This is a genomic window from Streptomyces sp. NPDC050658 (assembly GCF_044457025.1).
Classification (GTDB): domain Bacteria; phylum Actinomycetota; class Actinomycetes; order Streptomycetales; family Streptomycetaceae; genus Streptomyces.
The window spans coordinates 1-12,826 of sequence record NZ_JBITGM010000016.1 but is presented as its reverse complement, the minus strand read 5'-3'; the positions used below and the strand labels follow the sequence as shown (position 1 = coordinate 12,826).

Genomic DNA, 12,826 nt, shown 5'->3' with positions numbered 1-12,826 from the left:
GTTTCCTTTCTGCCGGGACGGACCGACAAGGCGGGACAGCTCTTCGTCGCCCGGATCAGCCGCCCTGCGGCGCCCGGGCGAGCCGGTCGAGCAGTGCGTCGGCCCAGTCGCGCGTGTAGGAGCGGAAGTGCGGGAATCCGCCGTCGTACGGGTCGCCCGTCCACACGAAGTCGGCGCCGGGGTTGTGCACATCGGTGCCGGACGCGGTGAACAGCTGCGGGCTCCCCTGCACCCGCGGGCCGCTCGCCACGGCGAAGTCACGGTGGACCGCCGCACGGGCCGTGCCCCGCACCAGCGCGTCGGCCAGCGCCGCCTCGTCCACGAGCGGGCACTTCGCCGCGACGTCGAGGATCTCGGAGGGGACGCTGATGCAGCGGCCCTCCCGGTAGAAGGCGTTGCGCAGGCCGGTGTCCAGCTGATCGCTCGCGGGCAGTCCGCCCACGGCCGGGTCCTTCGCCGCCTGCACCGCTTCCAGCGCGGGCAGCGTCGTGACGGGGTAGCGCCACTCCGGGCCGGACCACAGCCGCCAGCCGAGGGCGGGCACCAGCGCGCCGATCGCCACGGTCTCGGCGTCGATGATCGGCTTCGGGGTCGGCTCGGAGTTGAACAGCTCCAAGGGGAACGCCCGGTGGTCGACCAGGAGTTCACGGCCGCGTTCGGCGGCGGCGGTGTGCAGGGTGTCCAGGGCGAGGGTCGCCCAGGGGCAGCCGATGTCCGACCAGACGGTGACGACCGCCTCGTCGGTCGAGTACAACGCGGCGGTGTCGTCCGGGACGGTCATGGCGGGTCGCTCCTGCAGCTCGGTGCGCACGGGACGGTGGACTGGCCCGCATTCTTGGCACGGGAGCGGCCGTCGGGGCAGAGCGGCCGGCGGACTCTGTCACACCCGGCCGACTCCGTCACAAGGTCGCGGACTACTTGACGTAGTCAACGGCGATCGGTCGACGGCGCTCCGGGGAGCGGCAGATCATGACGCACCCCCGTTCGAAAGGCGCTTCATGTCTGTGCTGGACGATTCGGCGTCCCGGCCGAATCCCCGTGCCCCCTCGGACCCCGAAGGGAACGGACCCCCACCCGGAACCTCACCCGGAACCCCGGACGACTCCCCGGCGCCGCCCCGGATGACCGGCCGGCAGCGGGCCGTCCTGTGTCTGCTGCTCAGCTCCACGTTCCTGCTGGCGGCGGACCTCCCGCTGCTCAACGTCGCGATCCCGGTGATCGGTTCGGGCCTCGGCTTCGGCGTGGGCGACCTGCACTGGATCACCACCGCCTTCGCGCTCACCTCCGCGGGCTGCACGCTGCTGTTCGGCCGGATCGCCGATCTGTACGGGCGCCGCCTGGTGTTCATGTCCGGCATCGCGCTGCTGGTCGCCGCCTCCGTGCTCGGTGCGGCCGCGCAGAGCCCTGAGGTGCTGATCGCGTCCCGCGTCGCGCAGGGCATCGCCACCGCGATGGCCACGCCGGCCGCCCTGGGACTGCTCACCACCTCGTTCCCCGAAGGACCGCTGCGCGCACGGGCGTTCGGCATCAACGGGACGATGATCTCGCTCGGCTTCACCGTCGGCGCGGTCACCGGAGGACTGCTCACCGGCCTGCTCAGCTGGCGCTGGACGTTCCTGGTCAACATTCCGGTCGGCGTCGCCATCGTCGCCCTGGCACCGGTGCTGCTCAAGGAGAGCAGGCTCGCCGAGCGCACCCGGATGGACGTACCGGGCGCGCTGGCCGTGAGTTCCGGCCTCGCGGCGCTGGTGTACGGCGTCTCCCGCAGCCCCGACCTCGGCTGGGGCAGCCCGCTCGTCCTCGGCTGTGTCCTCGCCGGCGCCGTGCTGCTAGCCGTGTTCTGGCGCATCGAACTGCGCGCCCCGGCGCCCCTGGCCTCCGTGCGGACGCTGCGCGCGCCCACCGTGCTCTGGGGCAACCTGGGCGGCCTCGCCCTGATCACCATGCAGACCGCGGTGATCTTCCTCGTCACCCTGTATCTGCAGGAAGCGCGCGGCTATTCGGCGCTCGCGACCGGGGTGTCCTTCTCGGTGCTCGGCGTCTCCGCGTTCATCGGCGGCACCCTTGCCCCCCGGCTGCTCGGCCGGTACGGCAACCGGCGCACGCTCACCGCCGGTCTCGCCCTGCAGTTCGTCGGGCCGCTGGGCGTGTTCGTGGTGATCGGCGCCGGGGGCGGGCTCCCGCTCATCCTGGGCGCGCTCACCGTGAGCATCTTCGGTCATCTCATCGGCGTCGTCGCGTACATGGTCACGGCGACCTCCGGGCTGCGGGCCGACGAGCAGGGGCCCGCCACCGGCCTGGCCACCATGACCCAGCAGGTGGCGCTCGCGGTCGGCACCCCGGTGCTCAGCGCCGTCGCCAACAGCCGTATCCACGCCGCCGACGCGGACACTCCGTACGCGGATGCCGTGCGCTCCGGCGTCCGGCTCGCCCTGGGCGTGGACGCGCTCGTCGTGCTCGCCGCGGCGGCGGCCGTCTGGTTCTGCCTCGGCCGCGCGCTGCGCCGCGGCGCGACCGTCAACTGACCCCTTTTCCCTTCCCTTTTCCCTTCTCATTTTCCCTTCTCTCTCACGACCGTCCCATGTCCCAAGTCCCGAAGGAGATTTCGCTCATGTCCGACCCCACCACCGTCCGCGCGGACGCCGCCGGATCCCTCACCCTCGGCGGCGACCTCACCATCCACCGCATGGGGTACGGCGCGATGCAGCTCGCGGGTCCGGGCGTCTACGGACCGCCCAAGGACCGCGACGCCGCGCTCGCCGTGCTGCGCCGGGCCCGCGAGCTTGGCGTCAACCACATCGACACCAGCGACTACTACGGCCCGTACGTGGTGAACGAGCTGATCCGCGAGGCCCTGCACCCCTACGACGACGACCTGGTGATCGTCACCAAGGTCGGCGGGAAGCGCACCCCCGACAAGGCCTGGCCCTCGGCGCTCTCCCCCGAGGAACTGCGCGACGCCGTCCACTCCAACCTGCGCCACCTCGGCCTGGAGCGGCTCGACGTCGTCAACTTCCGTGTCGTCGCCGAGGCGGGCGGCATCGGCCCCGACGAGTCGATCGCCGAGCCCTTCGGCGCGCTGGCCGAGCTGCGCGAGCAGGGGCTGATCCGGCACCTGGGCGTCAGCAACGTCACCGCCGCGCAGTTCGCCGAGGCGCGTTCCATCGCCCCGGTGGTGTGCGTGCAGAACGAGTACAACGTCGTACGCCGCGACGACGAGGAGACCCTGCGGACCTGCGAGGAGGCCGGCATCGCGTACATGTCCTTCTTCCCGCTGGGCACGTACACGCTGCTCGGCGCTCAGAAGCTGCCGGGCAAGGACGCGAAGGTCCCGCTGAACGTGCCGCTGGCGGCCAAGCCCGTCGACGTCGTCGCCGAGCGGCACGGCGCGACCCCGTACCAGGTGGCGCTCGCCTGGCTGCTGCACCGCTCGCCGAACCTGGTCTGCATTCCGGGTACGTCGTCGATCGGGCACCTGGAGGAGAACATCGCGGCGGCCGGGCTGCGGCTGACCGACGAGGACCTGGAGGAGCTGGAGGCCATGCGGGACTGACGGACCGCGCCCGCACATGAGGAGGGCCCGGACGCCGAGCGCGTCCGGGCCCTCCTTCGCTGTCGGGAGCCAGGCGTCAGTCCGGCAGCGGCGCCGGGCTTCCGGTGATCTCCAGGACGGCGGTGGTCCAGTTGAAGCCGAGGCCGATGCCGGTCATCAGGACCCGCTGCCCCGGCCGGAGCCGACCGGTGCGCACCAGGTGCTCGATGGCGCCGAACTGGTCGGTGGCCCCGGCGTGGCCGACCGTCCGCGCCCACTCGAAGGCGGTCCGCTCCGGGCCGAGCCCCAGCGGCATCAGCACCTCCTGGCGGAGCATCGTGCGGCCGAAGTTGGGGAAGACCAGGTGGTCGGCGTCGGCGGGCCGGATGCCGGCTTCCGCCGCGGCGCCCTCGACGGATGCGATCAGGGCCTCGTTCATGACCTTGAAGACCTCGGTGATGCGTCCGTCGTACTCCTCGTCGGCGAAGTTCTGCATCCGCTGGATGAGGTTGGTCGGATAGACCCGCTCGTCGGTGGTGTCGGGGTACTCCAGGAACGGCAGCCCGGCGCGCTGGGCCCGCTCCAGGTCGGGGCGGCTGCTCGAAACGGCGGACAGCACGCGGGCGAAGCCGCCCGTGCGGGAGAACACGGCGGCGCTCGCGCCGTCGCCGAACACCAGGCCGGGATAGATGCGCCAGCGGTTCCACACCGGCATCGGGAAGCGGTCGGAGGCCGTGACGAGGGCGGCCGGGCGGTCGCCGCCCGCGGTGAGGAACGCGGCGGCCAGCTCGATGGCGGCCATGGCCCCGTTGGACTGCTGTCTGACCTCGAAGGAAAGGCCGTTGCCGCCAAGCACGCGGTGCTGGAGGTAGGAGGCGACGTTCCAGCCGTCCAGGCCGCTGAACGCGACGGTGGCGTGCAGCAGCAGCCCGAACTCGTCCGGGTCGATGCCCGAGTGGCGTACGGCGGCGGATCCGGCGCGCGCGGCCATCTCCGGCTGGGTGTCGTGGTCGCCCGCGATGGTGGCGCTCAGCTGGCCGGAGCGCCGCTGCGCGGCCTCGTCGTACCAGCCGGCGGCTATCGCGTCGCCGATGGGCGTCGGCTCGGGGTACCAGGCCCCCACGCCCGCCAGATACAGGTTGTCGTGGCGCATGGGTGGACCCTTGCGCACCGCGTCGGGAGCGGCAATCGCCCGGCCCGTACTCCGTCACGTGTCGGGACCATCTCGGGAAACAACGTGCCGGCAGCGGCCCGCACTTGACGGACTACGCCGCAATGCGTTGCGGCCCGGCACGCCCCGGCCAACAGTGGTAGCCGCCCGGACCAGCCGCATCTGAGCCACTGGTCGACCCTTCACCGGGCAGGACACCTCGCCGGCGAGCACCCATGACCGTGCCGCCGCATACACGGCCACGCCCACCATCTGCCGGAGTCGATCCGGCATGCCCCTCCGAGGGAATTCGATGACCGACGTTGAGTCCTACCTCCGTTCTCTACCCGCCATCCAACAGCCCGACTGGGCACACCACCCGTGCCTGGACAAGGCCCGCGCCCATCTGCGCCGCATGCCCGCCCTCGTGGACATCGAGGCCGTGCACCGCCTCAGGTCCCTCCTCGCCGAGGCCGCGGCGGGCCATCTGCAGATCGTGCAGGCCGGCGACTGCGCCGAGGACCCCGCCGAGGCGACCCCCGAGGACGTCGCCCGCAAGACGGCGCTGCTCGACGTGCTCGCCGGGTCGATGAAACTCGCCTCCGGGAAGCCGGTGCTGCGAGTGGGCCGCCTCGCCGGACAGTTCGGCAAGCCCCGCTCGAAGCCGACCGAGACCGTGCACGGCGTCGAACTGCCCGTCTACCGCGGCCACATGGTCAACCGCCCCGAGCCCGACGCCGATCTGCGCCGCCCCGACCCCGAGCATCTGCTCTCCGGGTACCGCGCCGCCAGCGACACCATGCACTACCTGGGCTGGCGCGGCACCGCGGGCCTGCGCTCCGAGCTCGGCGTACCGGTGTGGACCAGCCACGAGGCGCTGCTCCTCGACTACGAACTGCCCATGCTGCGCCGCGAACCCGACGGCTCGCTGCTGCTGTCCTCCACGCACTGGCCGTGGGTGGGCGAGCGCACCCGGCAGCCGGACGGCGCGCACATCGCGCTGCTCGCCGCCGTGTCCAACCCGGTCGCCGTCAAGGTCGGCCCGGGCATGACGGCGCCCGAGCTGCTCGACCTGTGCGAGCGGCTCGACGCCGGGCGCACGCCCGGCCGGCTGACGCTGATCGCGCGGATGGGCGCGGAGAACGCCGAGCGGAAGCTGCCCGCCCTGGTCTCGGCCGTCGCCGACGCGGGCCATCCGGCGCTGTGGATGTCGGACCCGATGCACGGCAACACGGTGAGCGGCCCCGACGGGCTCAAGACCCGCCTCGTCGAGACCGTCAAGTCCGAGATACGGGCGTTCCAGGACGCGGTGCGCGCCGGCGGCGGTGTCGCGGCGGGCCTGCACCTGGAGACGACCCCGGAAGCGGTCACCGAGTGCGTGTCGGACGCGGTCGGCATGGACCGCATCGGCGACAAGTACCTGAGCTTCTGCGACCCGCGGCTCAATCCGCAGCAGGCCGTCGAGGCCGTCTCGGCCTGGCAGGGCTGACCCCGCCCTGGCCGGCAGTCAACTCGCCCACCACATATGGAGGTTGAAAGCGTGCAAGGAAATCTTGCGCTGGTCACCGGGGCGGCCGGTGGCATAGGAGAGGCCACCGCCCGGCTGCTGGCCGGGCGCGGACTGCGGGTGGCCGCCGTGGACCTCGACCCCGAGCGGGTCGAGAAGACGGCGGCCGCGCTGCGCGGCGAAGGCCTCGACGTGACCGGCTTCGCCGCCGACGTCACCTCCAGCGCGGACGTCGACCGGCTCGTCGCGGACGTCGAGGAGCGGCTCGGCCCGGTGCGGGCCCTGGTGAACGCCGCCGGTGTGCTGCGCATCGGCCAGGCCTCGGCGCTGTCCGACGCGGACTGGGAGGCGACCTTCGCCGTGAACACCGCAGGCGTGTTCCACATGTCGCGGGCCGTGGTCAACCGGATGGTCCCGCGCGGCGCCGGCGCGATCGTCACCGTCGCGTCGAACGCGGCGGGCACCGCGCGCTCCGGCATGGCCGCCTACGCGGCGTCCAAGGCCGCCGCGACCGCGTTCACCAAGTGCCTCGGCCTCGAGGTCGCGCGCCACGGCATCCGCTGCAACGTGGTGGCGCCTGGCTCCACCGACACCCCGATGCTGCACGGCATGCACGACGGCGACGGCCTCGTCGCGGACCTCATCGCCGGTACTCCGGACACGTACAAGGTGGGCATCCCGCTGGGCAAGATCGGCCGCCCCGAGGACATCGCGCGGACCATCGCCTTCCTGCTCTCGGACGACGCCGGGCACATCACGATGCACGAACTGACCGTGGACGGCGGGGCCACCCTCGGTGTCTGAGATCGACTCGGCGGCCGTGAACGACCCGATGTCCGAGAACGAAAGGAACCACCGGCTCATGCCCGGCATCCCCACCGTCGACCCCTACCCCGTGCCCACCGCGGACCAGCTGCCCCAGAACACGGTCGGCTGGCGACTCGACCCGCGCCGCGCGGTGCTGCTCCTGCACGACATGCAGGAGTATTTCCTCAAGCCGTTCCCGCGCACCACCGAACTGGGCCGGGCCCTGGTGGACAACACGGCACGGCTGCGCACCGAGGCCAAGGCGCTCGGCATACCGGTGGCGTACACCGCGCAGCCCGGCGGCATGACGCCCGAGCAGCGCGGGCTGCTCAAGGACTTCTGGGGCCCCGGCATGCGCCCCACGCCCGAGCACCGCAAGGTGGTCTCCCCACTGGAGCCGGACGCCGACGACTGGACGTTCACCAAGTGGCGCTACAGCGCCTTCTTCAAGTCGGACCTGCTGGAGCGGATGCGCTCCCAGGGCCGCGACCAGCTGGTCATCTGCGGTGTGTACGCGCACGTGGGCGTCCTGATGACCGCGGTGGAGGCGTACACGAACGACATCCAGCCGTTCCTGGTGGCCGACGCGGTCGCCGACTTCTCCGCCCACTACCACCAGCTGGCGCTCACCTACGCCGCCGAGCGGGCCGGGAAGGTCGTGACGACCCGGGCGGTGCTGACCGAACTCGACGCGGCCGCCACGGCGGCGCGCTGATCGTGCCGACCCGGCGAAAGGACCTCTGATGACTGGACACGACGGCGCCGCCCACCGGCTGCTGGCACGCATCCTCGACGGCTCGACGGAGGCGTTCGCGCTGCTGCACCGGCCCGAGCCGGCGGGCGACGACACCCTGGAGCTGCTGACCGGTGACATCACCCGGGTCGAGACGCTCGCCGATCTCGAACTGCCCGAGGCGGTGGGCGGCGGCGCCCGCCACGAGCTGCTCGCGCTCGTCCCCTACCGGCAGCTCGCCGAACGCGGCTTCGCGGCCCCGGACGACGGCGAACCGCTGCTCGCCATGCGGATCCGCGAGCAGGCCGCGCTGCCGCTGCGCGAGAACCTGGGGCTTTTCCCGAACGACCCGGTGAAGGTGGCCGAGGGCCACTTCGACGTCGACGACGACGCGTACGCGGAGACCGTGCGCCGCGTGGTCGCCGACGAGATCGGCAGCGGCGAGGGCGCCAACTTCGTGATGAAGCGGTCGTTCGTCGCCCAGCTGCCGGGCTTCGACGTATCGGCGGCGCTGTCGTTCTTCCGCCGCCTCGTCGAGCGCGAGTCGGCCGCGTACTGGACCTTCCTCATCCACACCGGGGAGCGGACCTTCGTGGGGGCCACCCCCGAGCGGCACATCAGCGTCCATGACGGCAGGGCCGTGATGAACCCCATCAGCGGCACCTACCGCTACCCGGCGTCCGGCCCCGAACTGGACGGCGTGCTCGGCTTCCTCGCCGACACGAAGGAAGCCGACGAGCTGTACATGGTCGTCGACGAAGAGCTGAAGATGATGGGCCGGATCTGCCCCGACGGCGGCCGGGTGGTGGGTCCGTACCTGAAGGAGATGGCGCGCCTCGCGCACACCGAGTACTTCATCGAGGGCCGGACCGGGCGCGATGTGCGCGACATCCTGCGCGAGACGCTGTTCGCGCCGACGGTGACCGGCTCGCCCCTGGAGAGCGCCGCCCGTGTCATCAGCCGCTACGAGCCCGCGGGGCGCGGCTACTACAGCGGGGTGGCCGCCCTCATCGGACGGGACGCGGCGGGCGGACGCACCCTGGACTCGTCGATCCTGATCCGTACGGCGGACATCGACAAGGACGGTGTGATGCGCATCGGCGTGGGCGCCACCCTGGTGCGGCACTCCGACCCCGCGTCCGAGGTTCAGGAGACCCGCGCCAAGGCGGCCGGGCTGCTCGCCGCGCTCGGCGATCCCGAGCCCACCCGGTTCGGCGCGCACCCGGCGGTGCGCGAGGCGCTGGACGCGCGCAACGACGACATCGCCCCCTTCTGGCTGAAGGACGCCGCCCTGACCGGCGGGTTCACCGGTCCGCTGGCCGGGCGGAGCGTCCTGGTGGTCGACGCCGAGGACACGTTCACCGAGATGATTGCCCATCAGATCCGGTCGCTGGGCTGCCAGGTGACGGTACGGCGCTTCGACGAGCCGTACGACTTCGACGCGTACGACCTGGTGGTGATGGGCCCGGGCCCCGGTGACCCGCAGCACGTGGCGCACCCGAAGATCGCCCATCTGCGCTCGGCGGTGGCCCAACTCCTGGACCAGCGCCGTCCGTTCCTCGCCGTGTGCCTGAGCCACCAGGTGCTCAGCACGCTCCTCGGCCTGGACCTGGCGCGCCGCCCGGTGCCCAACCAGGGCGCCCGGCACGAGATCGACCTGTTCGGCACCCGGCGCCGCGTGGGCTTCTACAACACCTTCGCGGCCCGCTGCGACGCGGACTCCTTCACGCACCCGGTGTACGGCAGGGTCGACGTGAGCCGGGACCCGGCGACGGGCGAGGTGCACGCGCTGCGGGCCGCGGGGTTCGCCTCGATGCAGTTCCACGCCGAGTCCGTGCTGACCGTGGACGGGCCCGGCATCATCGGCTCGCTGCTCCAGGAGGTGTCGGGCGCATGCGCGCTGTGATCGTCTGGTGGGACCTGACCCACTCGCGGCAGACCATCGAGTCGCTGCGCGGCTTCCTGCGCGAGGAGGCGGTGGAACGCTTCTCCCAAGTTCCGGGGCTGCGGCTGAAGTTCTGGATCTCCGACCCGGCGACGAACCGGTGGGGCGCGGTGCTGCTCTGGGAGTCGCGGCAGGCCGCCGACGGCCCGCTGCCGAACCTGGCGGCGCCGCTGATCGGCTACGCGCCCACCGAGCGGTACGCCTTCGACGTGGAGGCCACCGTGGAGGGCGAGTTCGCCCTGGCCGCGCTCGCCGGGCGGGGTCTCGCGCTGGAGACCGCGGGCGGCTGACCTGCCGCCATCGCCCGGCCGGACGCGACGTGACGCACTCGGGCGGCCCCGCTTGCCGGCCCGACGGCCGCGTCCAAAGATCATCCCCACGGGCCCGGTTGCCGCCGCACCTACAGTCCCCCGGGCTCGGCGGCCCGGTCCCGTCCGCTGTGGGGCCCGTGCCCGCCACGGGCCCCACCGTCCGGGCCACCGCGCCGCCGGCCGGGCGGGGCCGTCGGTCGCGCCGGGCACCGGCGCCCCCGAGACCGACCAAGGACAGTGATGACCACCGTCACCGCGCCTCCCCCGGCGCTCCACGCCCGTATCCCGGGCTCGAAGTCACTCACCAACCGGGCCCTGCTGCTCGCCGCCGCGGCCGACGCGACCAGCGTCCTCTCCGCGCCGCTGGTCAGCGAGGACACCACGGCCTTCCGGCACGCGCTCGCCGAACTCGGCGCCCCTGTCGAGCCGTTGGACGACTCTGACGCATGGCGGGTGACCGGGCTCGGCGGCGGTCCCGAGGGCGCCGCCCGCATCTGGTGCGCGGACGCCGGGACGGCCGCACGCTTCCTGCCGCCCCTTGCGGCCGCCGGCCACGGCGACTTCGTCTTCGAGGGCAGCGAGCAGCTCACGGCCCGCCCCGTGGCCCCGCTCGCCGACGCGCTGCGCGGCCTGGGCGCAGGAGCGCAGACCGCGCCGGACGGGAAACTGCCGCTGCGGGTACGGGCCCGAGGGCTCGACGGCGGGGCGCTCGACGTCGACGGGCGGCTCAGCAGCCAGTTCCTGAGCGGGCTGCTCATGGCGGGCCCGCTGTTCCGCGCGCCGGTGACGTTCCGGGTGCGCGACCTGGTCAGCCGGCCCTACGTCGACATGACGCTGGCCCTGATGCGGCACTTCGGGGCCGAGGTCTCCGAGGACGCCCCCGGCGAGTTCACCGTCCGCCCCACCGGCTACCGCGCCGCCGATCTGCGCATCGAACCGGACGCCTCCACCGCCTCGTACTTCTTCGCCGCGGCGGCCGTCACCGGGAGCCGGGTGACCGTGGACGGCCTCGGCAGCGGCAGTCTTCAGGGGGACGTGCGCTTCACCGAGGTCCTCGAACGCGCCGGGGTCGCCGTGCACCGCGACCGGCAGTCGACCACCGTCACCGGAACCGGCGTGCTCAGGGGAGGGTTCACGGTCGACATGGGCGAGATCTCCGACACCTTCATGACGCTGGCGGCGATCGCGCCGCTCGCCGACGGCCCGATCACCATCAGCGGCATCGGCCACGCCCGGCTGAAGGAGTCCGACCGGATCGAGGCCGTCGCGCTGAACCTGCGGGCCATGGGCGTACGCGTCGAGACGGGCCGGGACCGGATCACGGTGCATCCGGGCCCCACCTCCCCGGCACATGTCGCCTGCCATCGCGACCACCGGATCGCGATGGCGTTCTCCGTGCTGAACCTGCGGGCCGGGCACCTCACGCTCGACGACCCCGGCTGCGTCGCCAAGACCTTCCCGGGCTTCCACGAGGAACTGCACCGCCTGTTCCCCGGACACATCCACTGACGCACCGTCACCATCCGTATCTCAGAGAGGATTTGACGACCATGGCCGACATAGTGATCGCAGGCGGCGGAATCGGCGGGCTCGCCACGGCGCTGTCCCTCGCCCGGCACGGGCACCGGGCCACCGTGCTCGAACGCAACGACACCTTCGCGGAGATCGGCGCCGGCATCCAGCTCGGCCCCAACGCCTTCCACGCCCTGGACCGCCTCGGCGTGGGCGACGGCGTACGGGAACGCGCGGTGTTCATCGACGAGTTGCGCTTCATGGACGGCACCACCGGCGAGAAGGTCGCCGCCATGGAACTGACCGACGCCTACCGCGGCCGGTTCGGCAACCCGTACGCGGTGGTGCACCGCGGCGACCTGTACCAGCCGCTGCTCGCCGCCTGCCAGGAGTCGGACGCCGTCGAACTCCTCACCGAGGCCGCGGTGGACGGCTACCGGCAGGACGCGGGCAGCGTGACGGTACGCACCACCGACGGGCGGACGTTCCACGGCGCGGCGCTGATCGGCGCGGACGGCATCCGCTCCAGGGTGCGCGCGGCGATGCTGGGCGACGGCGAGCCCCGCGTGTCCGGGCACACGATCTACCGCTCGGTGATCCCGATCGAGAAGGTCCCCGAGGAACTGCGCTGGAACACGGTCACGCTGTGGGCCGGACCCAAGTGGCACTTCGTGCACTACATCATCGGCGGCGGCAAGTACCTCAATCTCGCCGTGACCCTCGACGACGGGGCGACCGTTCCGGTGGCAGGACGGGAGACCGCGCGCGACCACGTGCTCGGCCGGTTCCCCGGCATCGGCGCCACGGCACGCAGGCTGCTCGAACTCGGCGAGGGCTGGCGCGAGTGGGTGCTCTGCGACCGCGACCCGGTGCGCAACTGGACCGACCGGCGCGTCGCGCTGATGGGCGACGCCGCACACCCGATGCTGCAGTACGCGGCCCAGGGCGCCTGCCAGGCGCTGGAGGACGCCGTCGTCCTCGGCGACCTGCTCGACGGCATGGCCGCGGACGACGCCGTGCAGTGCCTGGAGAAGTTCAACGCCGTACGACGCGAACGCGCGGGGCGCGCACAGCTGACGGCCCGGCTCATGGGCAGCGAGCTGTACCACCCGGCGGGCGAGCGGGCCGCGGCGCGCAACGCGATGCTCTCCGGTCTGACGCAGCGGGAGATGTACGACAAGGTGTCCTGGCTGCACGGCGACCGCGGCTTCACCGACAGCGGTGCCGGGGGCGTCCGTTGAGCAGGTTGCGTTGGCTGACCGCGGGCGAGTCCCACGGACCCGCACTTGTGGCGACGCTGGAGGGTCTTCCCGCCGGCGTGCCGATCAC

Annotated in this window: 12 protein-coding genes; 10 read left to right on the top strand and 2 right to left on the bottom strand. The window is 72.5% G+C overall.

Features of this window, described 5'->3' with window-relative positions; genetic code table 11:
* Nucleotides 1-55: 55 nt before the first annotated feature.
* Nucleotides 56-781, bottom strand: a complete 726-nt coding sequence (locus ACIBKX_RS37645) for a dithiol-disulfide isomerase (RefSeq protein WP_363272286.1) — start codon at nucleotides 779-781, stop codon at nucleotides 56-58.
* Nucleotides 782-1,121: 340 nt separating this feature from the next.
* Between ACIBKX_RS37645 and ACIBKX_RS37640 the strand changes: the two genes are divergently transcribed.
* Together ACIBKX_RS37640 and ACIBKX_RS37635 are read left to right on the top strand one after the other, a co-directional pair.
* On the top strand, nucleotides 1,122-2,525 hold the full coding sequence (locus ACIBKX_RS37640) for an MFS transporter (protein WP_363272287.1): 1,404 nt from the start codon (nucleotides 1,122-1,124) through the stop codon (nucleotides 2,523-2,525).
* Nucleotides 2,526-2,611: 86 nt separating this feature from the next.
* Nucleotides 2,612-3,553 (top strand): oxidoreductase, encoded by a 942-nt coding sequence (locus tag ACIBKX_RS37635; protein ID WP_363272288.1) that lies wholly within the window; start codon nucleotides 2,612-2,614, stop codon nucleotides 3,551-3,553.
* Between the two features lie 76 nt (nucleotides 3,554-3,629).
* Here the strand turns inward: ACIBKX_RS37635 and ACIBKX_RS37630 are convergent, their stop codons facing one another.
* Nucleotides 3,630-4,685 (bottom strand): ketoacyl-ACP synthase III family protein, encoded by a 1,056-nt coding sequence (locus ACIBKX_RS37630; RefSeq protein WP_363272289.1) that lies wholly within the window; start codon nucleotides 4,683-4,685, stop codon nucleotides 3,630-3,632.
* A gap of 310 nt (nucleotides 4,686-4,995) precedes the next feature.
* Between ACIBKX_RS37630 and ACIBKX_RS37625 the strand changes: the two genes are divergently transcribed.
* The 8 genes from ACIBKX_RS37625 to ACIBKX_RS37590 all read left to right on the top strand — a co-directional run.
* Nucleotides 4,996-6,171: a 3-deoxy-7-phosphoheptulonate synthase gene (locus ACIBKX_RS37625; protein ID WP_363272290.1), complete on the top strand. Its 1,176-nt coding sequence runs from the start codon at nucleotides 4,996-4,998 to the stop codon at nucleotides 6,169-6,171.
* Between the two features lie 51 nt (nucleotides 6,172-6,222).
* On the top strand, nucleotides 6,223-6,993 hold the full coding sequence (locus ACIBKX_RS37620) for a 2,3-dihydro-2,3-dihydroxybenzoate dehydrogenase (RefSeq protein ID WP_363272291.1): 771 nt from the start codon (nucleotides 6,223-6,225) through the stop codon (nucleotides 6,991-6,993).
* A 58-nt stretch (nucleotides 6,994-7,051) separates the two neighbouring features.
* Nucleotides 7,052-7,711, top strand: coding sequence for an isochorismatase family protein (locus ACIBKX_RS37615; protein WP_363272306.1), 660 nt, complete (start codon nucleotides 7,052-7,054; stop codon nucleotides 7,709-7,711).
* 28 nt (nucleotides 7,712-7,739) lie between these two features.
* The gene (locus ACIBKX_RS37610; protein ID WP_363272292.1) at nucleotides 7,740-9,635 is read left to right on the top strand and encodes an anthranilate synthase family protein; all 1,896 of its coding nucleotides are present in this window, start codon (nucleotides 7,740-7,742) and stop codon (nucleotides 9,633-9,635) included.
* A complete protein-coding gene (locus ACIBKX_RS37605) occupies nucleotides 9,623-9,964 on the top strand; it encodes a hypothetical protein (RefSeq protein WP_363272293.1) in 342 nt (113 codons plus the stop codon). The genes ACIBKX_RS37610 and ACIBKX_RS37605 overlap by 13 nt, the downstream gene beginning before the upstream one ends.
* Before the next feature lie 261 nt (nucleotides 9,965-10,225).
* Nucleotides 10,226-11,494 (top strand): 3-phosphoshikimate 1-carboxyvinyltransferase, encoded by a 1,269-nt coding sequence (gene aroA, locus ACIBKX_RS37600; protein ID WP_363272294.1) that lies wholly within the window; start codon nucleotides 10,226-10,228, stop codon nucleotides 11,492-11,494.
* Between the two features lie 41 nt (nucleotides 11,495-11,535).
* Nucleotides 11,536-12,738 (top strand): 3-hydroxybenzoate 6-monooxygenase, encoded by a 1,203-nt coding sequence (locus tag ACIBKX_RS37595; RefSeq protein ID WP_363272295.1) that lies wholly within the window; start codon nucleotides 11,536-11,538, stop codon nucleotides 12,736-12,738.
* Nucleotides 12,735-12,826: chorismate synthase (locus ACIBKX_RS37590; RefSeq protein WP_351336173.1), on the top strand; the 92-nt coding region annotated here is incomplete at its 3' end. The genes ACIBKX_RS37595 and ACIBKX_RS37590, both read left to right, overlap by 4 nt.